The sequence below is a fragment of the Bradyrhizobium sp. 87 genome (assembly GCF_023073015.1).
GTDB classification, from domain to species: Bacteria; Pseudomonadota; Alphaproteobacteria; order Rhizobiales; family Xanthobacteraceae; genus Bradyrhizobium; species Bradyrhizobium canariense_D.
In genome coordinates, this window is the sequence record NZ_JADPIQ010000125.1 from 86,203 (window position 1) to 112,058 (window position 25,856).

Consider the following 25,856-nt stretch of genomic DNA (forward strand, 5'->3'; position numbering starts at 1 on the left):
AATTAGCTGATTGTCATTATGAAATACCGTTGAACGCCCCAAATGCTATAGCTTCGTCGGCCTTAGCTCGCCGGTGTATGCCCACGCATTCCCGTCCGCGGGCCGAAATATTGTAAACACTGGAACGAACCCGAGTTGGGCTTAGTGCGAATCTCCCTAGAGCAGCGATTAGGGGTACCGGCACGTGAAGGGCTTTGGAAACGTGACGTAGCCTGATGACTCGCAAGGTGCGAAGCTCAAAGAGCCCCCCGAAAGGGGCTCTTTTCTTGAACACATTGAACCTGCGTGCGAGGGTCACCTCTTCGTCGTCATGACTACGAGGACAATACCGGCAACGATAACGAGAGCCAGGAAGATCTTGCGCCGAAGAGCTCTTTGCGCGTCTAACTGCTGAGCGCAGGACGGGCACAGTGATCGCAGTCCAAAGTAGCTTCTGGTCGATGGTACCTTAATCCCAAGCAACGCAGCAACGGTGAAAAGAAGGAAAGAAGGAGGCAAAGGGGATAATCCCGCCACGCTTGTCCCCGTTCGGACGTTTCTGCGAACGCCCTGCCCTTTTGCTAGTGCCGTTCCACAACGATAGCAGCCCGCCATGTCTCAATCTCATTATCTACATCGATAGTATGTTGCATTTCCCTTAGCGCTCGACCAAGACAACGCGATCCCGGAAACGCCGAAGCTAATTGTCGCTGGCCATCTATCTGCACCAACCTGACAATGGCCTCGCACCGCCCAGCCTGATCGACTAGGAAGGAAAGCGTCGAATGTGCAGACGCCCCCTTCCGTTCTGGCCTCTTGGACGGAGATCGTAAGCTGAACACCTTGCGTACATGCGGCATCGGTCGCCCATCCGCCAACAAATGAGCGAGTGCGCGCAATTGCCTGAGGCGATTGCAACGCTTGGGTGGTCATTGCATCCAACCGACTGTCGGCCGGAAAATGATTGACAATTTGAACTCCCGCAAGCCATTGAGCGCGGTGACGGTCCATGACGGCTCAATCGACGCGGTGAAGCCTAAGTCCTTCAGGCGACCGATCGAGGGATCAGGCGAGGCAGCGATTGGAGGTGATTGGACAACGCTAGTGTTTCTGGAGCGACTGCTAGAGGCCGGGGTGGACGTGCGCTTCGCTGACCTTCCCTCCATTGAGGGACCAACGGGGCGCTTCATGCTGCAACAGATGGCGGCAGTGGCGGAACTGGAGACGGGGATGATCTCGGCACGCACGAAGGCCGCGCTTGCTGCTGCGAACGCACGGGCGCAACGGCTTGGAGGACACCGAGGAGGCACCCTCTCTGGCGATGTACAGGCACGGGGGCGACACGAGCAATCCAGGCTTGCTGACAAGCGAGCAGCCGACATAGCACCCCTGCTCAAGACACTCCGGGCGAAGGGCATCAACACCCCCACCGATATCGCGCGGGAACTGACTGCACAGGGAATCCCTACGGCGAGGGGTGGGTCCAAGTGGTCTGCACCACAAGTCACGTTGATCGAAGCACGCCTCGCACGGATGAGCTAAGGCCCATCTCCCAGTTGCGGCGAGAGTCCCCCAAGTCTTCTTATTGTAGCCGCTCGATGATGAAGCCAAAGGTAAGCGCTGTTTCGGTCCCACCTTCCATTGAAGGCGTCGAGCGAGGAATGATCGATCTCGGATTGGAGATCGGCTTGTGTCTAAGCTTGACCATATGCTTGAGCCTAGGGCCTCGGTTCGTCGGGTCGAGGTCATCACGGAGAGCGGCCGACGCCGGCAGTTCTCGGCCGACGACAAGGCGCGGTTCGTCGAGGAGACGCTGGCCCCGGGAGCCGTGGTATCGGAGGTCGCGCGGCGGCACGGATTGTCGCCGCAACAGCTGTTTACGTGGCGCCGGCAAATGCGACAGCCGGTTGCGATCCCTGTGGGACCCGAGCCGCAGACGTTCGTGCCCGCTGTCGTTACGCCATCGTGCACGCCGCCGGAGCGCTCACCGCGGCAGCGCCGACGCCTTCGGAAGACGCCCGAGGGAGCGGAGAACAGCGGCATCATCGAGCTCGAGATCAACGGCGTCGCGGTCCGGGTCGGCCGCGGCGCGGATGCCGCGACGGTCGCGGCGGTGATCCATGCGCTGAAGACTTGCACGTGATCGGTCCGACGGGCGCGGTGCGGGTGATGGTGGCGACCAGGCCGGTCGACTTCCGCAAGGGTGCCGAAGGGCTCGCGGCCCTGGTGCGTGAGAGCATCCAGGCCGATCCGTTCTCCGGCGCCGTGTATGTGTTCCGTGCCAAGCGCGCCGACCGGGTGAAGCTGATCTATTGGGACGGCACGGGTGTGTGCCTGTTCGCCAAGCGGCTTGAGACCGGTTCGTTCTGCTGAAGCAGTCGACAAAACTGTTTGCCGACGAGACCACCGCCCCAGTGCTCGATCCCGGACGCGGCCGCACCAAGACCGGCCAGCTCTGGGCCTATGAGATAGTTCGGCAAATCCAGGATGTGCTCTTCAAGATAATCCGTATTCACCCGGTCCAGGAACAATCGGAGATTGTCGATGTCTCTCGACCTCTTGATTTTTTCAGGGGGAATTTCCTGTAATTCTCGTGGGCGCTTTGGATCGTCTGCGACTATCTGGGCGATAGCAGCATGAGCGAGCTTCCGAAGATTGTCAGCGTGGCGCTTATGTTGGTTGTCATCGGCAGGAAACTCAAACTTCGAAATGCGATGGCGATCAAAATCAAATGGAAGATCGTCCAGCGCTGCGAGTGCTGAATTGAACAGCATGATGATTCTGCTCCAACCAAGTTCAGCAGCGGCGATTCCAAGCTCAAACGTAACGTTCGGATTTGGAAAACTCTTGCCGCTCTGGCCCTCGCGCCGGATTACCGTGGTTATGTCGCCTACGAAGAGATCGGCTTTACTAATCTTATCAGCGATCGCATACGGAATGTAAGGCGAGCCGGAAACGTTTCTCGTGGCCTCATCTAGCACAATGTCTACAGGATGATCCTTTTCGACGTCCGTCATAGCGGCACGCAGTGCTGATCGAATTGCGCGCGTTGTAACTTCCGGGTTCAAATCACTTTGCCAAGAAAAGAAGAGCCGGATAGTTCTGCGGGCGCCTGTCATGAACGAAGCTTTATCCGAGATCAATGAACGTAAACTTCGCAGTGGCGTTGGCTTTCGCCTATGGTCACGTCTCCATAACCCCCCTGAGACGTTACGCGGCGCATGCCCCTGGAGGGCGTCCAGCACGCGCATCTCGACGGCCTGATCGATGCCAACAGTCTTGAAACGATGCCGCCAGCCATGGCTAGGATCAACGTTCTTGTCCTTCACCACCTCGCGCACGAATGCGTTGATCTTATTGCGGGCCGTCTTCACGGCGTTGCGCACCCCTAGCTCACCGGCCTTGGGGTCAATGAACAGATAGCCGCCCTTCGACTATCCAAAGAAAGCCAAGAAGCTTTCCTCGATGACTTGCCGATGCAGAACAACATGACGCGCTTCATCCGTCTTCGCAGGTCCGGCTCCGGCGTCACATGCAGCACAAGGTTGCCCTTTGCTGCTATTTTCTGACCCGAAAGTCGCTCCATGAGGCTCGTCGGGATATCGAATTGTCGGCGGTCATCACGCAATTCAGCCATGGAAGCCTCCTCTGAAACATCTAGGCATTCGTTCGCCATTCACATAGTTCGGGCAGTCAGTCTTTAGCGCTTCCATGGAGACCCCGGGGCGAAAAGCTGAGTTCTATGCGATAGTGAACTCTAGCGCCCGCGTTCCGACGCGTCCTAAGCTGTCTGCAATTTGGAGAGTAACCATATAGTGGCCCGCGGGAATCTCAGCATTGTCAGCCGACACACCGGCTGCGTCGATCTTAGCGTGGCCTATCAGCCGGCCCGTTATGTCAAGGCCCAGCCATCCGTATTTTGCCCGAAAAGTCGCGGGATCGATCGTCGCACCCTGCTGGGCGCGGAAACGAATGCGGATATTGACGGGCGCTTTGATCGGACGACTTGAATCCGGCTCTAAAACTTCGATTACTGGCGCGCCAACAGGCGCGGCAAGTGCCGGCTCCTCTTTCGGAGGCTGGGCCTTGGTTTCTTCCGAGACTTCCTCTGTGGTGAGAAGAGTCCAAGCAAAACCGCGACGCGTTTCTGCGCAGATAAACGCGAACGCTCCAGATACAGTGAGCATCAATTTGCGCCGATGCATAGCATCCCTCCCCAGCTTCGCTCTCGATGGTCACTGCACTACGGCGACTTTGTAAGCCCGTCGACAGCAGCATGAATTTTATCTCGACTTTCCTTTGACAGAGCCGTTTCGACTGCTTTCGCTAGATTGATTAAGCTCATGACATCACCCCAAAATAGATTCGGATGTGTAATCGCGTTTTCTCTAATTGCACTCAGGTCTTGGGTGATTTGGTCGAACAGTTTTAGGCTGGCCCTAGTGTCTCCGGCATCCGCCAGCTGATCGTAGTCGGTTGCGGTCTTCAGAAGGGAGCTCACGGCTGGTTCTAGTTCGTTCCAGACGGAGCGCCAGCAAGCGACGAACTTTGGATTGGGCGCGTCGTCAACGCGGGAAAGATGGTCACTGTCATTCGAGCAATGGAGTTTACTCAAATCGACAGTTGTGGACCGTAGATTTGTGAGTCCATCTACGAAGGCCCCGGCCAGTTTTCGTCGTTCAGATAGCGCTCGCGAGGAAACCGATAAAGCAAGCGCATGTCCCGCCTTCTTAATGGCGTCTTGATTCTTTTGGTCAGTTAGAAAGGTTCGTATTGCCTGTTCGCGCTTTGCTTGATCAACAAGACCAGCGATCTCTTCGATGACTGGCGTAATAACCCCAACCAAAGTGTCGATCAAAATACCCACCGGCCCGAGAAAGCTTAACGACGGCAAAGCGCCGGCCGCCTCGGGTTCTTCCTTACCCTTCTTCCAGTAATCTCGGATCTCGAAACCATAATAATCGCTGTCATAGCCCTTCAGATCTTGCTTGCACCTGCTTCTGCCCTCGGCCTTCAATTTCTCTAGATCTGCATCAGATATAGTTGCTCCGGGTTCGGCAACGTACTTCCGCGACAGAAGTGTCAAGGCCGAAATCAAATCAGATGGCGGGGTTGGCTTTGCAAGATCCTTAATCCGAGACACGACGGAGGACAAGTAACCATACTGTGCTGCGAGCTCTAGGTGCTTTTCACGTGGCATGCAGAGCAAGCCGGAGCTGCTTAGGTCAGGATACTTGATATCGGGATAGTCTTTTGTGTCGGGCATGATTTTTGGCGGACCTTGCAGCGACATGGCGCCATGGAAGTCTGCCTGGAGTAAGTGCAAGGTCAACGCGGATCGAACCATAGCCAACCTGATCCTCGTCCGTTCGGTTGGAATTAACTCCTTGCCAGAACTGGCAATCGCGTCAGCTCCGGCTACGAGCGACTTATATGCAGGCGGTAATTGTAGCTCTTTAGCGTCATCAGCACTCGATGATGGGCTACAACTTACGACCAAAACTAAAAGACTGAGTAATGGGCGGGAAGTCAGTCTACTCGCTCGAACAAACACGGCCATCTCCCCCAAGTATCAACTCAATTAAGGTGTCATTTTTCGAAGCTCTCGCGCAAGAGCTTTGGCACGCTCCGAAGCGCCTGAAGCAGCAATCGCATCGAAAGCAGATCGAGTTTGCTCAGCTGAGATCGGCGGGCGATTGGCTGGATAAGCCAAACGTAGCCCCTCGTAATCTCGCTTGGACGGAAGCAGGTTGTCTTTGGAGAAGCATTTGCTCTCGTCGCCGTCGACCAAGTAACTCGAGTCGAAGTAATATTTCATAATTGAAGAGGGATCGTAAGACGACCAAAGGTAGCTTCTGCTGCTCTGCTCCAGCTGCTTCATATTGGTGTTATAGTCTTTATCTTTCCAGCCATAGGCAGCCAGTATTTCTTCCTTTTTGAATTTGCACGGCGCGCTGGGAGATTGATGTTCGTGATTCAACCCGAGCCCGTGCATGAATTCGTGCATTACAGTTTGCACTGCGATCTCTGGTGAGTATTTCGTTATGCCTTGTAGCTTGATCGAAGGCCGATTTTTTAATTCTGCAGCAAGTGACGTTCGGCCTATGAATGCAGAGCAACATCCGTTTGCAAAGCTAACGCGCAACTCTTCGGATCCGCTACAGGACTGAAAATCAGGCGCCGTCCCGAATTCAATTTCAATATTGACACCCTTTCCATCGAGCAGTTTCTTGACCGCCGCTGTGACCAATAATTTCTCCTCTGATGTCCCTTCGTAAAAACATGCTCGAAGCCGCTGTCCAGGCGCCCAAAGCAATAAGCGCGAAAGCACGTAGCGGACACCGGGATCGGGCTGCTGATTAGCCAGTTTTGTGAGGGCCGAAACATTAAGTTCGTTGGCCAACGTGATCGAACGGTCAGAGAGACCGCGGAGATCGTGCCCGGTTCCAGGAGAGGCAATGAGAACAAAGACAAGTGCTAAAACGAACCCTCTAATCATTTCGGTCCGCCCGTTGTAATTATTGGTTGCAAGCGTATAATTCTTCCCGCCTCGAGCCAAGGGGATTTTTATGGCCGTCAGGTTTTTATTTGCGGGACTCTGCCTTCTTTGCGCATTTCCTGCGTTAGCGACGAAGCTTCCATACCCTGGCGAGCGCGACGCCATGTTGCCGCCCAGACTTGCGCTCGTTATCGGCGTCGAGAATTATGGTGACGTGGGCGGTGAGATCGCCCTCCCCTCCTTGCCTGATGCTACCACAGACGCAGTCAACTTAGCGAAGGTGCTACCTGATCTGGGCTTCAGCGACGTGAAATTGCTGGTTCGAACGGATGAACGACCCCTTCTCGATAAGCAAACGATTCAGGCAGAGATCAAAGACTTTAAAGATAGGGCCAAGCAGGCGAAGCAAGATACTGGCCGCTCCCCTGTTTTGTTGTTTTACTTTGCAGGGCATGGGTTTTCGGCAGACGGAGGGAGTTACCTAATCCCTTCGAATTTTTTTGCAGATGATCTGTATTCCTTTGAAACCAATTCGATCTCATTACTGCACGATGTGGTGCAAAAATTAGAGCTCGACTTTGATCCAGCTCTGCAAATCATCATTACTGACTCTTGCCGCACCGCCAAACCAATAAATATTCCAACGATCTCCGGTCAAAGGGTAGGAAGTCCCGGGACCGCAGATCCAAACAAGGGGCGAATAAGGCCAGTAGCTTCAACCCCGGGCAAAAATCGATCCGTTTTCTTCTTTTCCACCTTAGACGGTGACCCCTCTTACGGCGAGAGTGGCGTAGGTGGGCGTTTCACCACCGCGCTAGTAACTGCGTTGAATGAAGCGGTAAACGCGGCCAAGCCGCCGCCCTCTCCACCAGTAACACTGGATGCAATCTACTATGCCGCCAGCCAAGATCTTGAGGCAGAACCATCAAGAAAATGGCAAAAGCCTGCGTACGATCCAAACTGGGGGGCAGCCTTTCATTTGTTGCCGTTCGAAGAGACCTTCAGTCTAGAGAAGCAGAATTACGAAGCTCTAGCTTTGTCTAGTTCCGATCCTAAGGCTGCGCTATGTGCATACTCGTATTCCCTGCGGCAGATGCTAAAGACATTCTCGGAGTTCTCCTATTTTTCGCAGCGGATCATTGAAGGGCTTGGCTCGCTTCCGCCTTGTCAAAGACTCCCACCTTTAGGTGGCGGGTTGGCAGCTCCTCCGACAAAGGCCGGACAAAAATGGAATTTCCCAAGCCTCAACCCTCCAAGCCCGAGTGCCCCCCCTCCCCAGACTATCGAGCAGCCGGACATTCGAGGGCTTCTTCGACACGGTTCGGAGTGGGCTGATAAGGGCGCCAAGTTGTTGGAGGCATTCGCACAAGCGGACGCGGCTCGGCCTGCAGTGCCGCTGGACGAAAAGCCGAATTTTGGAGAGGTGCGATCCGCGCTTGAGCAGCAGGGATCTTCGCAGGATACCAAGTCGCTGCCTCCCTCAACCGTTACCCTCGATCAAGCTGTAGTCGCTAAAACCGACCTTTTCCTAAGAAAAGCCCCTGGCGTTCAATCAGCCGTCTCTACATCGATCGCGGGCGGAGAACTCCTTCAAGTGATCGGCACAAGTCCAGGCAAGACCTGGCTGCAGGTTAAGCACCCAAAAGGCTCTGGCTATGTGTCCGGTGATTTGGTCGAACCGGCATTACTGACCTTCGAAAAGTCAATTCCGTTTGATGATCAGCAATACGAACTTCCTGAAGCAACCAAGCAAGATCTCGTCGCCACATTTTCTTTACTGGGTGGCGTCGCCATAGTGGATGGCTATGTAGAGTATTCCGATCCAACAAGCATCGTTGGTCTAACGCGAGCATCTCTTACGGCCAAATACCTTTCCCAGTTAGCGACCCAGGCAGATGCGTCGAAGCAAAGCCGAGTGTACATTTCAGTGCGCCCCCGTAGCGACGCTTCTGAGCCTCTGAAGCAGAATACCGTGCGATTGGTTCTACTTGGATTTCCCTTAGATTCACAGACACGAGCCCGCCTTGTTAAATCTGGCTCTAATGTTGCGCTTGAAGCTGTCTCTCTAGGAGAGACCAAGCAGCCGGTCCCGACCAGCGACCCGACATGCTGTGGTTCGGGCAACGAGGTCCCGAGCGCCAACCAAGTGCAGAAGGTCCTGCAATTGAAATATTGCCTCGACGTCGGGAGTGCGGGTGAAAGCAACTGCTACGTGTCAAATGCGTCGCCAGAGACTGGGCAGTTAATCGAAAAGGCCGCAAGAGATACCGGGCATTCGGTTGACAAGGCCGTACACGACACGGGCAAAGCACTGGAAAAGGCAGCAAACGATATCAGCAAGGTGAACGAAAAGGCGGCCAAAGATGTAGGAAGGGAGATCGATAAATTCACGACGATTCAAATTCAAAAGAATTTAGCAAATCCGTTGGGAGGGCCGAACAGTGTGGTGAGAAAGCTGTTCAAGTTCTAGTCTCTTCTAGGCATTTTAAAGTCAGATTGGAGCAGAGCGATGTCGATCGTGCGGGAAACGGCCACACTTATTACATTTGCGGTGTTTTTCTTGGCGCCCCACTGCCAGGTTCTTGCCGGTGAATCGAATGGCCAGGAATCACTGGCAAGCTGGAAAGTCCTTAAGGGAGAGCCTTCCAGGGCGGACTTATTCAAACGAATAATCGAAGCTCGACGGGAGGAAGATGCAAAGCTGTCCGACGGAAGCTCGAAGACACTCGGATTGAAGGGGCCGTTTACCTTTCCAAAGGATGTGGGTTTCGACGATGTTCTCGGTAAGCCGCGGACCAATTCTATTTTTGGTATCGATATAAGCCATCATACAAAGGATGGACTGAAGATCGGCTTGCTCAGGCAGCAAGGCGTTCGATTTGTATACGCTAAAGCTACACAAGGAGTAGGTTTCAAAGACGGCAAGTTCGCGGGATATTGGAAGGAGTTGGCTGATTTGCCGGAAAGTAAGCACGTCTTCAGAGGTGCGTACCATTTCCTTTCATCCAGTTCACCCGGAGCGGCCCAAGCAGACAGCTTCGTTAGGTTTATGAAAGCGAACGGCGGATTCCGGCCAACTGACCTGCCACCTGTCGTCGACTTGGAGTGGGACATCACCGACAAGTCCGGACGCGACCGTTGGTCTGATTCCCAGCCCGATGACATTCTTCGAAATGTGCTTGATTGGGTCCAAGCGGTCGAGTCGGCTAGTCAGAAGAAACCTATAATTTATACCGCAAGGAGCTGGTGGAGAGAAAGAATTGGTTCGGACGAAAAATTCGCCAAGCTGAATGGATATAAAATCTGGATCGCTGATTATTCTCGCTCCGCTAGAGCGATCGAAGAACCCGGAGTGCCAGGCAATAGTAAGTATCATCTTTGGCAATTCACGGATGGTTCAAAACTACCCAGCGTATATCCCTCCTCTCTGGATGCAAACATTTACAAAGGCAGCGAGACGGAATTCGCCACAGACTTTCAGCTCAAGGAAACTGCAAAACGTAATGATTGATCAGCTAAACTCGCCGATGCGTGTTGAACTCCCATTCAGAGAGACTCGACTTGCAGACGCAGCATGATGAGAGTCAGATTCTCGAAACTTCGTGAGAGGCCGCTCTAGGTGTTTAGTCCCGGCATTTTGTGGAGCGGATTGAGTTTGAATCGTTCTGGCTGGGAAGTCCAGCATTTGCAGATGTATTCGTAAGGCGTGAGGCCCTTCAAGGTTTTCAGCCGCCGAGCGTAGTTGTAGGCGTTGATGAAGTCGTCAAGGTGAGCTTCGAGCTGATCGTGTCGATCGTAATGGTAGCGTTTGACGGTCGCTTCCTTGATCGTGCGGTTCATGCGTTCGACCTGGCCATTGGTCCAGGGATGCTTGATCTTGGTCAGCCGATGTTCGATGCCATTCTCGTGGCAGCGCATATCGAACATGTGTGTCACGTATCTTGCCGTGGGGCCGTCCGCGTAGCGCGGGGGGAAAGTGAACTGGATCCCATTGTCGGTGAGAACCGTGTGGATCTTGTAGGGGACAGCCGCGATCAGAGCTTCGAGGAAGGTCTAGGCCGAGGTCCTTCCCGTCTTCCTGACCAGTTGCACGAAGGCGACTTTGCTGGTGCGATCGATAGCGACATAGAGGTAGAGCTTGCCTTCAGCGGTCTGGAGCTCAGCAATGTCGATGTGGAAATAGCCGATCGGATAAGCCTCTAATTTTTTCTTCGGAGGCTTGCTGCCTCCGACCTCCGGCAATCGGCTGATCCCGTGGCGCTGGAGACAGCGATGCAGGGATGATCGCGTCAGATGCGGGATGGTCGGCTGGAGCGCATAGAGGCAATCGTCGAGCGGCAATAGCGTATGCCGCCGGAAAGCGACGATGATCGCCTCCTCCTCGATGGAAAGCACGGTCGATTTGGCTTCTTTGGGGCCTGTCGGGAGATCGGCGACGGTCTCGCGCTCCCTCCACTTCGCGACAGTCTTCTGGTTGATCCCGTAGCGCTTGGCGAGCACTCTCAGGCTCTCTTGACTATTTTGTATTGCTCGACGGACCGCCTCCGTCGTCGTGGCGCAGCCGTGTAAAACTTGTCCCATAGCGCATCCTTCGAATCGTGCGATAAGAATGCACCACCAAAGCTTGGGACTAAACACCTAGAACGACAATCAGGGTGCAGGGCCGGCCTCCATGAGGCTGATGTTGGGAAACTTTGAGATCGCGTGCGCCTTTGCTTTAATCGTAACGTCTCCGTAGGGCTGTGCTTCGCGTCGAGCGTTAATGACGTCGCAATAGGACCTGATCGGACCTCGCCGGCATGCTGTCGGCCGTCGGGTCGAGAATCGAGCTTGTCGCCGGCTGTATGCGACCGCCTCCGCCTACTCTCGCCGGCATTCCGCGGCGCTGGGAACTTTGAAAGCTCGCAAGGACATCGTAAGCCCCCAAAGCGCTTGCATCTTGTTGACAAACGCGCTGGCGAAACGCTCCGCACCATCATGGCTCGGCCCGCAACTCGCGTGCGGCGGCCACCATATTAACGAGCGCGGGACGCACCTCCTCCCACCTTCGCGTTTTCAGTCCGCAGTCGGGATTGATCCAGAGCTGCCGATCGGAAACTCGCTGCCGCGCCAACACAATCAGCTGCTTGATTTCCGCCGCTGCGGGAATGCGCGGTGAATGAATGTCATAGACGCCGGGCCCGATCTCATTGGGATATTTGTAGCTCTTGAAGGCCTCGAGCAATTCCATCTTAGAACGCGACGTCTCGATTGAAATGACGTCGGCATCCATTGCTGCGATCGCATCGATGATTTCGTTGAACTCGGAATAACACATGTGAGTATGGATCTGAGTTCCGTCGGCGACCGGGGAGGAGCAAAGGCGGAAGCTGTCCACCGCCCAATCGAGATAGTTCTTCCACTGCGATTTGCGTAGCGGCAATCCCTCCCGCAACGCAGCCTCGTCGATTTGGATCATGGTCGCTCCAGCCGCCTCAAGGTCAATGACCTCATCTCGGATCGCGAGAGCGATCTGTCGGCATGTCTCGCGCAGCGAGATGTCGTCACGGACAAACGACCAGTTCAGGATCGTCACCGGTCCGGTCAGCATAGCCTTGACGGGTTTTTTGGTCAGAGACTGCGCATAGCGCCACCATTCGACGGTCATGGGCTTCGGCCGGGAGACATCTCCGAACAGGATAGGCGGACGAACGTACCGCGAGCCATAAGACTGAACCCAGCCATGCTTGGTGAAAGCGAAGCCCAACAGCTGCTCGGCAAAGTATTGAACCATGTCATTGCGCTCGAACTCACCGTGTACGAGCACGTCCAGGCCGATATCTTCCTGCCACTTCACGGTACGGGCTGTCTCCGCTTTCAGAAGCTGCTCGTACTGCGTGTCATTCAACGTTCCCCGCGCATGAGCCGCGCGCGCATTCCGGACATCGGCCGTTTGCGGGAAGGATCCGATGGTTGTCGTTGGAAACATCGGCAATGCGAACGCGACGCGCTGGACGTCGGCACGCTGGGTGAACGCACTGCGACGGCGAAGCATGCTATCGTCGATCGCGGCGATTCGTCCGGCGACATTCGCATTGTGGATCTCGGGCGATATTTCGCGGGTGACGGCTGCCCCCTCCGAAAGCGCAAGTTCATCGGCCACCTCGGCAGCATGGCCGGCCAGCGCTTTGCCCAATATCGAAAGTTCCTTGATCTTCTGAACTGAGAACGCCAGCCATGTCTTCAGATTGGGATCGAGATCGGTCTCTAGCTCAATGTCGATCGGAACATGAAGCAGCGAGCAGGAAGGAGCAATCTGAACACGGTGCCTGCCCAATTTTTGGACCATAGGAGCAAGTTGGTCGAGCAGCGCCGGAAGATTGGAGCGCCACACGTTCCGACCATCAACGACGCCTAGTGAGACCACGAGATCTCTACGGGTTGTGGCGACAATTGCGTCCAACTGGTCAGGTGCCCGAACCAGATCCACATGAAGCCCGGCAACGGGCAAGGCCATAGTTGTTTCAAGATTGTCGCCGATAGCTCCGAAATATGTGGCCAGCATTATTTTAAGGGCCGGCACAACCTTTGCGAAATGAGCATAGGCCCGGCGGACAGCCGCCCGCGATGCTTCGTCGACGTCCATCACTAGGCATGGCTCGTCCAGCTGAACCCATTCAGCACCGCGCGAGGATAGTTCGCGGAGAACATCGACATAGACTGGGAGGAGCCGATCGAGCAGCGACAGCGGATTGAATGCGGGATTTGCGCTTTTGCCGAGCTTCAGGAAAGTGACTGGGCCAACTAGGACGGGGCGCGTTTGGTAGCCGAGGCTTTTTGCCTCCTCATATTCCTCGATCGGCTTTCGAGAGGAATACTTAAAGATCTGATCCCGGTGAAATTCCGGCACCATGTAGTGGTAGTTGGTATCGAACCACTTCGTCATTTCCTGAGCGGCTACGCCAGGCCCATGCTGAGCGTGACCACCGTCCTGAGCGCCACGCGCCATGGTGAAGTAGGTCTTGAGCGACACAGGACCTTCGGTCCAGCCGTAGACGTCGGGAATGGCGCCAACCATTAGGCTGGTATCGAGCACATGGTCGTAAAACGAGAAGTCATTCGAAGGAATGACGGTCGCACCGCGGGATTTCTGCCGTGCCCAATTAGCGGCACGAAGTCCACTCCCCGCCTCGAGGAGCTCGGCTTCGCTGGAGTTTCCCGCCCAGTAGCTCTCGAGCGCGACTTTGAGTTCGCGTCGTGGGCCGATGCGTGACGTCCCCAGTGTGGCAACGGGAAGCGAAAGAAAAGACATAGCTCAGACCCCATGATTGGGGCAAAGGCCATGGCGGACGCATGCAGCGAATATCGCGTGAGCGACAGCTGCTTGGCGCACACCGGGACACCCCGCCCGTGGACGATATATTGTCGAGGCAGGTCTCCTGGCTCGCGGGTCGTCGCTGCTGTCCGGCCTTCCCGAAGCCGCATGGCTTCAGTGACTTCGTTGGACAGCGGCTCGCCGCTTACAGTTGCGGGGGCAGCGCCGGCATTGCACCGGCTTCCCTCTTAGCTCCGGATCAAACGAATCCGAAGACCACGACGGCTGGCATTAGGCGCACGAGGATCGATCCGTCAACCTACTAAGTGTCGCCGCGATATTGCCCAAGCGATTGCGAGCTGTACCAGCTAGGGCACAACGGTCTTACTCCCGGCCTGGTAAAAACGCCTAGATCTGTGGAGCCTCCGCTTGTGAATGCGTCCGTCAACACCCGCTTGGCGTACTCGGATGAGCCAACGCGAGCAGAACGAACGCGGTGGGCGCTTCGACATCTGCGTGATCGCGACAAATCCGGTCTTTTCCGTCAGCAGCTTCTCGAACTCGCCCGCGAGGACGTTTGCGATCATCCTCGGCCGGCATCCGCTTGATCACAGCGCCATGAGGCTCCTTAGGAATTGTCAAGGCCGGATTGCTCCAGGATCAAACGGATGATCAGGCCGGACTGCCTGTGTTCGGCGGACCCCGCGACGAGCCGTGAGCTCGATCGCTCCGTGGCGTTCGTCAAGATGATCTCCTTCGGTGTGCCAAGCACTTACGTGCTGAGCGACTTTGGCCGCGCCTTCGTTGTTTCCGTCGCCGCTGGCGAGTAGTGCAGCCTGGACGTTGGCCTGCGCGGCATCGCAGGAACAGTTCCGGACGTCAGGATGCACGCTGACTTGCGGAACGGGAGTAAGCGGCGAGAGCGCGGGCGGCGGGGATCCTGTTAGGACCCTAGCTCCATGCACTCGTGCATGGTGACCGTGGGCAAGCGGATGCCCAGCTTCTCGTACGTCTTCAGGATCTCCGGACCGATCTGGTCGCGCGTGGAGACCGTCTCTTCGGCTTCGAAGTGACGTAGCGTTAGATATCCTGCAAGCTGATCTTGGGATATTCGACGCCCGTCCACCTCGCCTCGGCTCGTCAGCCAACGACGATAAGCCTCAACGCGGCGACCTGGAGCATCGAGGCGGCCTTGTCATTATTCGAGACAAATTTGACGGTCTCCTCTGACAGAGCCCTTCGAGGGTTTCTCGGAGTCGATCAGCGCCTTAAGCTCATAACGATGTTGATCGACCTCGATGCGCCGCACGCGGAAGGCGGCCTCCACAAGCTCGACATCTACTCCTTCGTGCGCGAAATCGAGCGGTGAAGCCTTCTGGACGCGGGCTGCTTATGTTGTCTTAGACGGGACACAGGTGTCAGGCACCGGACAGACCACAGCGCATTGCGGCGTGTCGGAATGGCCCTCGCACTCCGTACACTTTTTTGCATCGATAACGTAAATGTCGCGCTTGAGGCTGATCGCCGCGTTGGGACACTCGAACTCACATGCCCCACAAACGGTACATTGCGAAGCGACGATCTTGTAAGCCATGCCTTCCGACTCCTTAGGCGAGCGATGCCATTGGCGATCCCTTTCAAATGCCGTGCCAAGGACAGGCGCGCTCAATGATGGGCAACTTGCCCAATGGTGCTGTGCGGGGTCTGAGACCATGTTGCATCTGCGACAGCATGGGCCGCTTCAATATCAAGCCGTGCGAGCCCTCGGGCCCCTACTCCGATAGCCAGTCGCGACTCGACTGCTGCGAGCTTCCGTCGGTTTGTCTGGCATCGCAGCGCGGGGCCAAGCGACGCTCGACGATTCCCGAAACCGGCGGCGCGAGTAGAAGCCGCGAGCCGACGCACGTCTACGCCGGATGTCGGCAAACCTCCGGTCACACGCCCTGACCGGAGATTTTGTCCAAGCCGCGCTCACGCCTGCAACGTTAACTCCGCGGATTGACTGGCTGGAGCCTTGCCAAAAGGGCTTTGTGCTACAATAACCTTCGGCATCGCTTCGGAGGGAAATGAAGTTCGGCCGGGAGAAGCGATACTGGGTTTGCAAAGTGGCCGATTTAATTGCTGTCAGCCGCATGCCTGGTGCCGAGTAGGCATGGCCGCGCGGGCCAGCGCTGGTACGCTTTGCCTGGCTGTGCTCAGTCACTCCTCATGCAACTATTTTGGACGAAGTGGAACAGGGCTGAAAGATGACTGTGCAAATTGCTTCAGCGGCATGGCCTTTCCGAACAGATGGCCCTGCGCAAGGTCGAAGCCGAGTTCGGTCACAGCGATCAGGTCGGCGTGGCTCTCCACGCCTGCGGCGACGGTGCGCACACTGTACTCTTTGGCTAGATCGACGATATGGCGGCACACCGTTCGCTTCAGGGGCCCATTTCCGCAACCGGCGACGTACTGCCGGTCCACTTTTAATTTCATGAACGGGAATTTTTCGAGCCCCATCAGCTGCGGCCAATTGGCGCCGATATTGTCGATTGCAAGGCCAATGTTGTGAAAGCGAACCTCACGCGCGACCTCGATCAGGAGATCTAGGTTCTGGATCGCTTCCTCGCTCTCGATTTCGATCGTCAAGCCGCCGAAAGCGGGGTGCGACGGCATGCGCTGACAGAGATCGCGTACCGCCTGCGGGTCAATCAGGAATGCTGCCGGGAGATTGATGGAGAGATCGGTCGAAGTTTGCTGCTCCAGAAGATACTTCCAATCCTTGATCGCGCGGTCGATCACGAACTGCGACAAGTCCCTAAAATGCGGATCGTGAGCCTCCGGGATGAAATACGCTGGTGGAACAACGCCCCAGGTCGGATGCCGCATTCGCACAAGCGCCTCGGCGCCGCGGCGGCTGAGGGTACACGGGTCAAAGTTCGGCTCATACCAGAGCTCAAGCCAGCCAGCGTGTAAGGCTTCTCCGACATGGACTGCGGGACGGGGCGCCGGCTCTCTGGGCAAGAGCATGGCGACCCGATCGCGCAGCGTCTCGGCTGCAAACGGCGTCCTCAGCGGCGGCAGCATATCAAGTCCATATTCGCCCCCGACCTGCTGCACTGCCGTCATGACGATCGACTCGCGGGCGCCGAACGCCAGCACTCTGCCTGCAAATTCTTCGCGTACGAGTATCTCGAGCAATCGTCCAGGCTCGATGCGATCCGAGCCAATGCCGAGCAGGATCAGATCAGGGAAGTCCGTGCAGAGTACGCGCGGCAGCTCGTCAGCAGTCCCGCATTCGCTGATCACAAACCCCATATCCTCTAGCACATCGCGTAGAAAGGCGCGCAGATGCCGCTTGCCCACGGCCACGCACGCTCGCGGCCGCACCTTACGCTGCCCGAAGATTACAGGTTTCCCTCCGACCAGTTCGGCCTGCCCATGCTCCATCGCAACCACTCCCCTTCCGTGAAGGTCCCTTAAACGAGGAGCGAAGGTCCAAACAAGCAGTGCTTGCCATTATCTTTCGATTCTTCGAGGTAAGCTTAAGATAGTGCATTAGCGTGCAAAATCTTTTCGCGATGTTGTTCGGACGATTTTGTCGGGCGCACGCGTATGATACCTGTCCCGGCTCGCGCAACTTTGTACGAGTGACGCACACGAGTGTGGGGAATCTCACCTTCGGACGCGCCGAGCTGATGCGCCCTATGCCACGGCGATGATCATGCTGCAAGATGTACTGAATCGAGTCTCGTGAGTGATGATCAGCAATCTCTCCTACGAAATGTTTGATCGGCATGGCCGGCCTGCCCACGCGCGAATGTGCCGTCTCGTGGATTCCCTATCTAGTCGAAGGAGATCCAACTGAGTTCGCAGCGGATCAAGCCGCGGTCGATTCTGAGAACGGCAACAGCTTGCACTTACCTCACCTCTGTTGGTTATAGCGAGTGCGGACGTCCTATTCCCTATCGAGCTTGATAGTTTCTCTCAGTTGCGTTCTCTGTATCCTTCTGAACATGGATATCCTCAAGAGGGACTGGAGGGACTAACGTGACGGGTGTTCGTGTTGGCGCTGAAGCGCAAGGCTTGCCCCACGGGGGCACGGCTTTGCGCAAAGGCGTGCCAGGAGATGAGAACGCGATCGTAGAAGCCGTCGGAAAGCTACTTTCTGAATTAGGTGGTCCCGGACCAGAGTTCAGCCTTGAAGGCGCAAAGCAGACTGCTTTGCGCCTGATTCAGGATCCCGAAGAGGGCTTCATTTTTGTCATCGAGGAACAAGCCACCGGGCAGATTGTAGGGATCGCTGCCATCTCCGCCGTCCTGGCCGTGAGAGCAGCTGGAGCGTACGGCGTGCTTCAGGAGCTATGGATTTCTCGGGACTTCCGAAGCTCTGACCGCGGTGGGCATCTGCTCGAGGCGGTACGTTCGGAGGCGAAGCGCCGAGGCTGGCAGATGATTGAGGTTGCGTTGCCCCCTGATGGCTATCCGGCCTTAGAACGGGTACGCCGTTTCACGAGGAGAGGGGATATCGGGTTGGAGGATTGCGCGCGCGCAAGAGGCTATGACAGTACTGCGACCTCTGCTCCACACTTAAAAGCGCTCCTGGTCCTGTCACTAAAGACTTTCAAGGCAGAAAATCCTGCTGCTTGTTGCTTCTCAAAACGAACGCTCCAACGCGTGCATCGCGGCCGAGGACAATCGAGAACCTCGGCGCTGATGCGGTGCTTACTCCCACTGCGAGCGGGTTACCTCTTCGACTTTTTTGGCGGGTATCAACCATCAAATCGTTCTTCATGGTGCGGAGCGATACGATGGTCTTCTCAAGGCTCGTGGACCGCGAGCGGAAACCTGCCCGGCTAGAAGGCGCGGAGCCAGGTCCTCGGCGGCCCGTTGCGGGCGAAGCCCGACCTAGCCTTACAAACGATAGCCGAGTCGTTCTTTCGTGCTTCCCACACAATGCCGCCAGTTTGGGATCACCGTACACAAATGCGATCCATTCGTCGCCAAGTCCAATGCCTCGGCAACTGGCAAGCCAATCATCTATGGGGCTTCTTCCTGCAACTTGATTCGGTGGACCGTCGCGTAAAGGGATTCGGTACCACGCTGTCGCTCCTGCTGGCGAACGTTCAAGGAAGGTGACGAAATCAGCCATCAACACTGATTCGGTAGAGGATTCCGTAATGAGCAATGTGCCGTTTGCCGCCTCCAATACGAGGTTCGTGCAGGTCGCCCCAGCGCAGGACTTGATGCGGGCGATCGTTTCGCCGTTCGGCGCCATGACGAAGACGTGGCCGAGGGAGGCGAGCGCGACAAAGAGCCGCCCGTTTTGATCCATCGTCAGCCCGTCAGGACCGCTGGTCCCGAAGGACAAGCTGAACCGTCCCACCTTCGCAGCCCCGCCGTCACGCATCAGCGGCACGCGCCAGCTGCTGTTGTCGCGCGTCATTGCAACGAACAACACGGCCTCGTCGGCGCTGAGCACCAGCCCGCTCGGGCTTGGCCAGTTCGAAATCAGGCAATCGAGCCGGCCGGCAGGACACAGCCGGCCACCCAGCCGGTCGGATCGTGCACTCCAGTTCGCCCCTGATCGGTGAAATAGATGTCGCCGTTAGTCGCGGTATGCAGGTCGTTGCAGCCTCTGAAGGACTCGCAATTGCGGTTGCCCCAGAAGCGGGCTGATAGTATCCCGCTGCGGATCGAGCTCCATGAGGCCGTTCATGTAGTCGGCCACCAGCGCCCGGCCATCAGGTGCGATCTTCAGACCAATCGGCCAGCCGTCATATTCGATTATCAGAGACCAGATCCCGTCGCGCGAAATCCGGAAAATGCGGCCGAAGGGGATATCGACGACGTAGAGATCCCCGGACTTGTCGAACGACGGCCCCTCGATGAAACAATCCACCGATGGCCTCCGCGGTTGGCATCCGGCCCATTTCGAGGAAACACCACGGCGACGATATTCCGCGGCATCGACGAGAACACGCGAGTCTCAGCCAGCTGAGGCGGCTTGTCGAGATACATCATGACGGGCCTCCAGCGTGCGGCGCGGCTGTCCCTCATATTTGTAGCCAAACTGCTTGGGCATCGGTCCCTTGTTACGATCCTTGCGCCTGGTCTGTTCCCAGGCGTGGGCCAGGATTCCGACCGCTCGCGACAGGCAGAAGACGCCGCGCGCCAGCGGTGGCGCGAATCCGAGCTCGCCGTAAATGACCGCGGTCGCGCCATCAATGTTCATTGGGATGAGTTTGCCCTTGCGCTGCTGCATCACCCGCTCGATCGCGCGGGCGGCCTTGGCATAGTCGCCGCTGACACTGCCCTCAGCACTTGCGTCATCCACCAGCGCCAATAGCGGTGCGGCGCGGGGGTCGACCGAATGAAACCGGTGGCCGAAGCCGGGCAGATATTTGCCGCACCTTGCAGTGAAATGGTCAATTGCGGCGGCCGCTGCCTCGCCGATCTCTAGGCCATCGCGCCTCCGCAGCACATCTTCGTAGAGTTCGACCGCCTGCTCCCCTGCTCCGCCGTGCACCTCATCGAGTGTATTGATGGCGGACGCCATCGCACCATTCAGGGGCAGCCCACAGCTCACCGCCATCTGCGCAATTGCGATGGAGGGCGCGTGCGGACCGTGGTCAACGGACGCGACCAGCGCAGCTTGCAGCAGCCGCTCCTGCGCTGGCGTCGGCAGATCGCCGCGCAACATCAGCCAGATCATGGCGGGAAAGGAAATCCGGCCGATCAAATCTTCGATTGGATAACCCCGATAGGCGATGCGACCGGGCGCGATGTCGCAGATGGAGGTTCGCCACCAACGGGCCGCTTGCTGCCGCAATTCTTCTTCGTTCATTTCCGGTTCCGCCCCTTCAACCCTGCCATTGCCGATCGCCGCAAGCCGTCGAATATCATGATATTGGTCCGTCCGCGGCTACGCGGACGGGCAGGAAATCAGCCGCCCGTTGCTTTGGCGTCCCGACGGCCCGGGTTGAGACCAGCTGCTCGACCTCCGCATACGAATAGCCGAGCCGCTGCAGCCATCGCTCGGTGTCTGCTCCGAGCGTCGCAGGTGGTGAAGGCACCGAAAACTCCTCATCCAGCCGGAAGCCCGGCCGCATGATTCGTAACGGCTGCGCACCATCTTGGTCTGGGGCCAAAGTCTCGACGAATCCGCGCTCGAGGAGCTGTGGCTGCTGCAAGATTTGGGAGACCGTCAGCACGCAGCCTGCGGGGACTCCAGCCAGATTCATTTGGGCCTCCCATTCTTCAGCGGGCTTGCAACTCAACGCCTGGTTCAACTCCGTGTTCAGCGCTGCGCGATGGACCTTGCGCATCTCGCGCTCAGCAAAGCGTGGATCCGTCTTCAGGTCCGGTCGGCCAATCAGGTCGCATAGGGCTTGGTACTGCTTCTGCTCGTTGGCGGAAATGTTCAGCGGGCCTGTTGCGGTGCGGAACGTGCCGGAGGGAGCCGCGGTGAAGTTCTCGTTGCCGATGGGCTGCGGCTCGACACCAGCGTTCAGGTGGTTGGAGACGACCCATCCCATCGCTGCAACGGTGGCTTCGAGCAGGGACACGTCAATGAACCGACCGCGGCCGCTATGCCGCTGTTCGACCAGAGCCGCGGCTATGGCAAAGGCAGCAGTCAGTCCCGCAATCGTATCCGAGATCGGAAAGCCGGTGCGCAGGGGAGCCGAGGCCGTATCGCCAGTGACGCTCATGGCACCAGACAGACCCTGAACGATCTGGTCATAGGCCGGACGGGCGGACCATGGCCCGCTCTGCCCAAAGCCGGAGATCGCGCAGTAGACGAGACGCGGGTTGTGCCTGCTGAGCACATTAAAGCCTAGGCTAAGCCGTTCCATCACCTTCGGCCGGAAGCTTTCGAGCACCACATCGGCTTCCTTGACGAGTCGCAAGAATACCTCGCGGCCCGATTCCGACTTCAAGTCCAGCGCCACGGATTGCTTGCCGGCGTTCACCGCGACAAAAGAGAGGCCCTGCAAGCGCTCTGCCCTTTGCGGATCGGCGCCGAGGCGCCGCGCAAGGTCGCCGCCGTTCGGATTTTCGACTTTGATGACCTCCGCGCCAAGACGCGCGAGATGATAACCGCAGAACGGACCGGCCAACACGTTCGACAGGTCCAGGACGCGGATGCCGGTGAGCGGCAGAGACATCTGAAGACGCCTTCCTTTAGGTGATCCGATGGTGGGGGCTTGGCCCGCTGGCAGCTATTTCAGTTGTTGTGCGGCGCGTTCCGCGAAACGATTGGTGAAGGTTTTGTTCAAGTCGATCTTTGCGGCAGCAATTTTTGGATCAAAGTCGCTTAGGACAGCCAGCGGGACCTTGGCCGCCTCGATGTCCATCTGTCCGGTTGGCGAGAAGAGCGCTTTCGATGCGTTCATGATTTCGATATTCACCTCGCGATTGTCAGTCTTGTAACCAGGAGGAATCGTATCGACGAGCTGCTCTGTCGGCGTTGCGTTGATCCAGCGGTGAGTTTTGAGCAAGGCGTTGACCAGGCGCTGGACCGTTTCGGGATTTTTGTCGATGAAAGTCTGCTGAAGGTAGAGACACGCGGTCGGATAGGACCCGCCGAAGGCCTGCTTTGAGCCTTCGATCGTGCGCGCATCGAACAGCGCTGTCGCGTTCTTTTTGCGCGCGAGAAGCGTCGCGATGGGATCGAAATAGACCAGGGCATCGACGTTCATGGCCTCAAGCGCCACCATGCCCGGTGCGCCGCTGCCGAAGGCAATGATGTTGACATCGCGTGAACCCAATCCTGACTTCTTGATGTAGTAGCGCGCCATACTCTCCGTCGATGACCCCGGCGCCGTGATCCCGAGCCTGAGCCCCTTCAGGTCGGCGCCGGTTCTGACCTTGTCGGCGAGGTCGCTGCGGACACCGAGCAGGACGCCGGGAATGTCATTCAACAGGAACACGCAGGAAATTTGCTTACCCAGCACCTGCATCTGAATGGTATGATCGTAAAAGCCGATAGTCCCGTCGACAGAGCCGCCGATCAGGGCCTGCAGAGCCTTTGAGCCACCGGCCTGGAAGTTCTCGACGGTAACGTCAAGGCCTTCTTCCTTAAAGGAGCCAAGCTTCACTCCAAGTTCGACAGGCATATAGTTGAGGATTTTTGACCCCACCGCGATCTTCAATTTTGTTTTCTCGGGCGCGGTGGCATGCGCCAAAATGACCGAGAATGCGGCCAGCGCCACCACCGGCATCAATCTTATGGAAACGTGCATGCGAACCTCCATAATTGATGGGAGAGCGTACGATCAGCTTTCGTGCGCAGGCGCCGGCCGCCAGACCAGGAGCCGCTTTTCCGCGCAGTCGACGATGGCATCGAGGGCAACGACGAAGGCGGAGAGAACGATAATTCCTGCGAACACTCCGGTCGCATCGAGGACGCCTTCGGCCTGCGCAATTAAGTGCCCCAATCCTGCGGACGAGCCGAGATATTCCGCGACCACGGCTCCCATCACAGCCATGCCGACGGACACCCGCAGGCTCGACAGAATCCAGGTCGTGGCGGACGGCAGGTAGACGTGCCGTAGCAGGGACGACTTCGAAGCACGCAGCAGGCGGGCATTCGCCAGCACGACCGGATTGACCTCGCGGACGCCTTGGAACGTATTGAAGAATGCGACGAATAGAACCAGCGTGACGCCGAGCGCAACCTTGGAGGTGAGGCCCAATCCGAACCAGATGACGAAAATGGGTCCAAGCAAGATCCGCGGGATTGCATTGAACATCTTGATAAAGGGCTGAACGACTTCGGCAGCAAATGGGCTTAAGCCCAGCCAGATCCCAAGTGCTGTGCCGATCCCGATGCCAGCCAGGAACGACAGGACCGTCTCCAGCAATGTTATGCCAATATCGCCCCAAAAGTCCGCCGTCGACATCCACTCCCCGATCCTTACGACAAGTGTCGACGGCGCCGGAAAGAAGAAGGGATCAATCAGTCCGGCCCAGACGCCCAATTCCCAGATCAGGATCATGCCAAGCAGGATGGCGAACTGCGTGAGAGCGACCCTACCCCTGCGTGACATAGCTTTTCTCCACTTCGGCGCCGAGCAGCGACCAAATTTCACGATAGAGCGCGACGAATTCGTCGGTGGTCTGCAGCGCAGAAACATCGCGCGGACGAGGGAGCGTGATCCTGACGTCGGCAACCATGCGGCTGGCGGGACCGGCAGACATCACAACGACGCGGTCCGCCAGCGTGATCGCCTCATCGAGATCATGGGTGATGAAGATGAGCGAGCGCCGGTCCGCCTGCCAGAGGTCGAGCAGGATGCGGTGCATGAGTCGGCGTGTGTGAACGTCCAGCGCGGAGAACGGCTCATCCATGAGAACGATTTTGGGCTCCATGATCAGGGTTTGTGCCATCGCAACGCGCTTGCGTTGGCCGCCGGACAATTGATGCAGATAGCGCTCCTCGAATCCCTTCAATCCGACCTTGGCGAGCCAGGGCCGTGCCTGCTCGCGCGCTTTCGCGACCGACCTGCCCTGAAAGACGAGCCCGAGGCCGACATTGTCCTGGGCGGTCTTCCAGGGCAGCAGCCCTTCCTGTTGAAGCATGTAGCCGGACTGACCGTTCAGGCCCGTAAGAGACTTGCCGAAAATGCGAACGTCGCCGGCGGCGGGCTTCAGCAGTCCGGTGACAGTGTTGAGAATGGTCGATTTTCCGCAGCCGGTCGGCCCCACCACTGCAACGAATTCCGTCTCGGCCACCTGGAGGTTCATGCTTTTGACTGCCGTGAAGTCGCCGAAGCGAATCATGACGTCGTGCAAGTCCACGGCAAGTCCCGGCCGCCCCATTGTTTCGCTCCATAGAACTCGTGCTGAAACCTGGAACCGAGTAGCTCGCGTTCTCACGAGGAGTCAATCGTATTCTGACGTGCAGGATTGTGCTCGCGCTAGCTTGGTGGACTCCTGGCGTCAGTTTGACTATTGGTTCTGCACAGCAGAACCAGAGGTATCGATGGTAAGAACAGGCGTTGATGCGGTCACGCGGGCACTGGCAATCCTTAAGGCGTTCGACCCGGAGCGCGCCGCGATGACGCTGACGCAGATTGCGGATGCGACTGACCTCTACAAGAGCACAGTCCTTCGCCTTGCCGCATCTCTGGAGGCGGGTGGGTTCCTGGTGCGGGGTACGAACCGGCTATTTCGACCCGGACCGGAGCTATGGCGCCTTGGGGCGCTCTATCAGCGCGGGCTCGACCTTGGTGACCTGATCAGACCCTCGCTCCATCGTCTGGTCGAGGCTACCGGAGAGACCGCATCCTTCTACATCGCGGAGGGCGACGAGCGCATCTGCCTTTATCGCGTCAATTCTCCGCGTTCGGTCCGGCATCACCTCGAAGAGGGTCACCGATTGCCGATTGACCGCGGCGCTGCCGGCCGTGTTCTTACCGCCTACCGCGATTCTGCATCAACCGATGGAAAGAAGGTCAGAGATCGTGGCTTCTACGTCTCGATCGGCGAGCGGGATCCTGAGGTCGCGGCTGCAGCTGTGCCTGTGATCGACGTTCATGGCCAATTGCGCGGCGCTCTCTCGGTGTCCGCCATTCGGAGGCGCTTTGATGCAGATGCTCGGAAGGCTGCGATTCTAGTTCTGAAGTCCGAGGCTAAAGCGCTGATCGGTCTGCTGCCCGCAAGCGAGCGCTGAGCTACAATGGCAGCGTTCCGTTTATGACGCACAGCTCAGCGGGTGCCGCAAGGGCCTCTCCTGAGCGCAGCGTGCATTTTTTACATTGTTGAGGAGCATCGGGACGCGAATCGGCGAGGCGTTCTTTTGCGACAAGAATTTGGTGGTGGAAGGAATGCCCTGACAAACGACAGAGCGTCGTGCAGTGGTGACGCCCCTGAAGCCGTTCCTGGAGTCGTTCCAAGTGACCCCGCCGCAGATCATCCTCGAGCTCGACGCCACCTACCTGTACACGGGCATAACGAGGGAGGCTTCTTCAAAGGCTACGCTGCTGGATATATGTGCTGGGCGCGCTGACATCGATGCAAGCGCGGCCAGAACGTTGCGCAGTTGTGCGGCCGTTCGACCCATTTGGTCCCCATCTTCGGCGTGGTGGTGTTGAACTGGCG

Annotated in this window: 21 protein-coding genes, 3 pseudogenes and 1 riboswitch; of the genes and pseudogenes, 10 read left to right on the forward strand and 14 right to left on the reverse strand. The window is 57.4% G+C overall.

Annotated features, from left to right (window positions below; genetic code table 11):
• Positions 1-939: 939 nt before the first annotated feature.
• The 4 genes and pseudogenes from IVB50_RS30785 to IVB50_RS30800 all read left to right on the forward strand — a co-directional run.
• Positions 940-1,521, forward strand: coding sequence for a recombinase family protein (locus IVB50_RS30785; RefSeq protein ID WP_247299103.1), 582 nt, complete (start codon positions 940-942; stop codon positions 1,519-1,521).
• A 148-nt stretch (positions 1,522-1,669) separates the two neighbouring features.
• Positions 1,670-2,122: a transposase gene (locus IVB50_RS30790; protein ID WP_247299106.1), complete on the forward strand. Its 453-nt coding sequence runs from the start codon at positions 1,670-1,672 to the stop codon at positions 2,120-2,122.
• Between the two features lie 26 nt (positions 2,123-2,148).
• The gene (gene tnpB / locus IVB50_RS30795; RefSeq protein WP_247299155.1) at positions 2,149-2,352 is read left to right on the forward strand and encodes an IS66 family insertion sequence element accessory protein TnpB; all 204 of its coding nucleotides are present in this window, start codon (positions 2,149-2,151) and stop codon (positions 2,350-2,352) included.
• A pseudogene (locus IVB50_RS30800) lies at positions 2,346-2,444 on the forward strand (transposase); the annotation flags it as partial. The gene tnpB and the pseudogene IVB50_RS30800, both read left to right, overlap by 7 nt.
• Before the next feature lie 923 nt (positions 2,445-3,367).
• Here the strand turns inward: IVB50_RS30800 and IVB50_RS30805 are convergent.
• From IVB50_RS30805 to IVB50_RS30820, 4 genes are all read right to left on the reverse strand, one after another.
• Complete coding sequence (locus tag IVB50_RS30805) at positions 3,368-3,616, reverse strand: hypothetical protein (RefSeq protein ID WP_247299108.1); 249 nt, start codon at positions 3,614-3,616, stop codon at positions 3,368-3,370.
• A 103-nt stretch (positions 3,617-3,719) separates the two neighbouring features.
• The gene (locus IVB50_RS30810) at positions 3,720-4,184 is read right to left on the reverse strand and encodes a hypothetical protein (RefSeq protein ID WP_247299110.1); all 465 of its coding nucleotides are present in this window, start codon (positions 4,182-4,184) and stop codon (positions 3,720-3,722) included.
• Between the two features lie 38 nt (positions 4,185-4,222).
• Positions 4,223-5,332: a hypothetical protein gene (locus tag IVB50_RS30815; protein WP_247299112.1), complete on the reverse strand. Its 1,110-nt coding sequence runs from the start codon at positions 5,330-5,332 to the stop codon at positions 4,223-4,225.
• A gap of 228 nt (positions 5,333-5,560) precedes the next feature.
• Positions 5,561-6,643: a M12 family metallopeptidase gene (locus IVB50_RS30820; RefSeq protein ID WP_247299114.1), complete on the reverse strand. Its 1,083-nt coding sequence runs from the start codon at positions 6,641-6,643 to the stop codon at positions 5,561-5,563.
• On the opposite strand from IVB50_RS30820, the gene IVB50_RS30825 reads away from it, so the two are divergent.
• On the forward strand, positions 6,642-8,948 hold the full coding sequence (locus IVB50_RS30825; protein WP_247299116.1) for a caspase family protein: 2,307 nt from the start codon (positions 6,642-6,644) through the stop codon (positions 8,946-8,948). The genes IVB50_RS30820 and IVB50_RS30825 overlap by 2 nt on opposite strands.
• A gap of 39 nt (positions 8,949-8,987) precedes the next feature.
• Positions 8,988-9,989 (forward strand): GH25 family lysozyme, encoded by a 1,002-nt coding sequence (locus IVB50_RS30830; protein ID WP_247299118.1) that lies wholly within the window; start codon positions 8,988-8,990, stop codon positions 9,987-9,989.
• A 104-nt stretch (positions 9,990-10,093) separates the two neighbouring features.
• Here the strand turns inward: IVB50_RS30830 and IVB50_RS30835 are convergent.
• Together IVB50_RS30835 and metE are read right to left on the reverse strand one after the other, a co-directional pair.
• Positions 10,094-11,059, reverse strand: a pseudogene (locus IVB50_RS30835) (IS481 family transposase).
• A 394-nt stretch (positions 11,060-11,453) separates the two neighbouring features.
• Positions 11,454-13,769 carry a 5-methyltetrahydropteroyltriglutamate--homocysteine S-methyltransferase gene (metE, locus tag IVB50_RS30840; RefSeq protein ID WP_247299119.1) on the reverse strand — a complete coding sequence of 772 codons (2,316 nt, stop codon included), beginning with the start codon at positions 13,767-13,769 and terminating at the stop codon, positions 11,454-11,456.
• Positions 13,770-13,868: 99 nt separating this feature from the next.
• Positions 13,869-14,068: riboswitch (cobalamin riboswitch) on the reverse strand.
• 372 nt (positions 14,069-14,440) lie between these two features.
• On the opposite strand from metE, the gene IVB50_RS30845 reads away from it, so the two are divergent.
• Entirely contained in the window at positions 14,441-14,602 is a 162-nt protein-coding gene (locus IVB50_RS30845) for a hypothetical protein (protein WP_247299121.1), read from the forward strand.
• Positions 14,603-14,874: 272 nt separating this feature from the next.
• The gene (locus IVB50_RS30850; RefSeq protein ID WP_247299124.1) at positions 14,875-15,141 is read left to right on the forward strand and encodes a hypothetical protein; all 267 of its coding nucleotides are present in this window, start codon (positions 14,875-14,877) and stop codon (positions 15,139-15,141) included.
• 21 nt (positions 15,142-15,162) lie between these two features.
• Here IVB50_RS30850 and IVB50_RS30855 read toward each other — a convergent pair whose 3' ends face one another.
• Complete coding sequence (locus tag IVB50_RS30855; RefSeq protein ID WP_083926370.1) at positions 15,163-15,366, reverse strand: 4Fe-4S binding protein; 204 nt, start codon at positions 15,364-15,366, stop codon at positions 15,163-15,165.
• A 620-nt stretch (positions 15,367-15,986) separates the two neighbouring features.
• The gene (locus IVB50_RS30860) at positions 15,987-17,201 is read right to left on the reverse strand and encodes an EAL domain-containing response regulator (protein WP_247284010.1); all 1,215 of its coding nucleotides are present in this window, start codon (positions 17,199-17,201) and stop codon (positions 15,987-15,989) included.
• A gap of 669 nt (positions 17,202-17,870) precedes the next feature.
• On the opposite strand from IVB50_RS30860, the gene IVB50_RS42815 reads away from it, so the two are divergent.
• The gene (locus IVB50_RS42815) at positions 17,871-18,611 is read left to right on the forward strand and encodes a GNAT family N-acetyltransferase (protein WP_346771314.1); all 741 of its coding nucleotides are present in this window, start codon (positions 17,871-17,873) and stop codon (positions 18,609-18,611) included.
• Between the two features lie 283 nt (positions 18,612-18,894).
• Here IVB50_RS42815 and IVB50_RS30865 read toward each other — a convergent pair.
• The 6 genes and pseudogenes from IVB50_RS30865 to IVB50_RS30890 form a co-directional block, all read right to left on the reverse strand.
• Positions 18,895-19,775 (reverse strand): annotated as a pseudogene (locus IVB50_RS30865) (SMP-30/gluconolactonase/LRE family protein); the annotation flags it as partial.
• Positions 19,741-20,598: a citryl-CoA lyase gene (locus tag IVB50_RS30870; protein ID WP_247299125.1), complete on the reverse strand. Its 858-nt coding sequence runs from the start codon at positions 20,596-20,598 to the stop codon at positions 19,741-19,743. The gene IVB50_RS30870 and the pseudogene IVB50_RS30865, both read right to left, overlap by 35 nt.
• Positions 20,599-20,653: 55 nt before the next feature.
• Positions 20,654-21,919, reverse strand: coding sequence for a CoA transferase (locus IVB50_RS30875; RefSeq protein ID WP_247299127.1), 1,266 nt, complete (start codon positions 21,917-21,919; stop codon positions 20,654-20,656).
• 54 nt (positions 21,920-21,973) lie between these two features.
• The gene (locus tag IVB50_RS30880; RefSeq protein WP_247299129.1) at positions 21,974-22,996 is read right to left on the reverse strand and encodes an ABC transporter substrate-binding protein; all 1,023 of its coding nucleotides are present in this window, start codon (positions 22,994-22,996) and stop codon (positions 21,974-21,976) included.
• 33 nt (positions 22,997-23,029) lie between these two features.
• Positions 23,030-23,803 (reverse strand): ABC transporter permease, encoded by a 774-nt coding sequence (locus IVB50_RS30885; RefSeq protein WP_247299131.1) that lies wholly within the window; start codon positions 23,801-23,803, stop codon positions 23,030-23,032.
• The gene (locus IVB50_RS30890; protein ID WP_247299133.1) at positions 23,787-24,575 is read right to left on the reverse strand and encodes an ABC transporter ATP-binding protein; all 789 of its coding nucleotides are present in this window, start codon (positions 24,573-24,575) and stop codon (positions 23,787-23,789) included. Before IVB50_RS30890 ends, IVB50_RS30885 begins: the two co-directional genes overlap by 17 nt.
• A 106-nt stretch (positions 24,576-24,681) precedes the next feature.
• Here IVB50_RS30890 and IVB50_RS30895 point away from each other — a divergent pair, with 106 nt between their 5' ends.
• The gene (locus IVB50_RS30895) at positions 24,682-25,428 is read left to right on the forward strand and encodes an IclR family transcriptional regulator (protein ID WP_247299157.1); all 747 of its coding nucleotides are present in this window, start codon (positions 24,682-24,684) and stop codon (positions 25,426-25,428) included.
• The last annotated feature ends 428 nt before the right edge of the window (positions 25,429-25,856 follow it).

Coding starts and splice junctions, on each gene's coding strand:
- IVB50_RS30785 (WP_247299103.1), top strand. CDS start 940: ATGATTGACAATTTGAACTCCCGCAAGCCATTGAGCGCGGTGACGGTC.
- tnpB (WP_247299155.1), top strand. CDS start 2,149: ATGGTGGCGACCAGGCCGGTCGACTTCCGCAAGGGTGCCGAAGGGCTC.
- IVB50_RS30805 (WP_247299108.1), bottom strand. CDS start 3,616: ATGGCTGAATTGCGTGATGACCGCCGACAATTCGATATCCCGACGAGC.
- IVB50_RS30810 (WP_247299110.1), bottom strand. CDS start 4,184: ATGCATCGGCGCAAATTGATGCTCACTGTATCTGGAGCGTTCGCGTTT.
- IVB50_RS30825 (WP_247299116.1), top strand. CDS start 6,642: ATGTTGCCGCCCAGACTTGCGCTCGTTATCGGCGTCGAGAATTATGGT.
- IVB50_RS30820 (WP_247299114.1), bottom strand. CDS start 6,643: ATGGCGTCGCGCTCGCCAGGGTATGGAAGCTTCGTCGCTAACGCAGGA.
- IVB50_RS30830 (WP_247299118.1), top strand. CDS start 8,988: ATGTCGATCGTGCGGGAAACGGCCACACTTATTACATTTGCGGTGTTT.
- metE (WP_247299119.1), bottom strand. CDS start 13,769: ATGTCTTTTCTTTCGCTTCCCGTTGCCACACTGGGGACGTCACGCATC.
- IVB50_RS30845 (WP_247299121.1), top strand. CDS start 14,441: ATGATCAGGCCGGACTGCCTGTGTTCGGCGGACCCCGCGACGAGCCGT.
- IVB50_RS30855 (WP_083926370.1), bottom strand. CDS start 15,366: ATGGCTTACAAGATCGTCGCTTCGCAATGTACCGTTTGTGGGGCATGT.
- IVB50_RS30860 (WP_247284010.1), bottom strand. CDS start 17,201: ATGGAGCATGGGCAGGCCGAACTGGTCGGAGGGAAACCTGTAATCTTC.
- IVB50_RS30870 (WP_247299125.1), bottom strand. CDS start 20,598: ATGAACGAAGAAGAATTGCGGCAGCAAGCGGCCCGTTGGTGGCGAACC.
- IVB50_RS30875 (WP_247299127.1), bottom strand. CDS start 21,919: ATGTCTCTGCCGCTCACCGGCATCCGCGTCCTGGACCTGTCGAACGTG.
- IVB50_RS30880 (WP_247299129.1), bottom strand. CDS start 22,996: ATGCACGTTTCCATAAGATTGATGCCGGTGGTGGCGCTGGCCGCATTC.
- IVB50_RS30885 (WP_247299131.1), bottom strand. CDS start 23,803: ATGTCACGCAGGGGTAGGGTCGCTCTCACGCAGTTCGCCATCCTGCTT.
- IVB50_RS30890 (WP_247299133.1), bottom strand. CDS start 24,575: ATGGGGCGGCCGGGACTTGCCGTGGACTTGCACGACGTCATGATTCGC.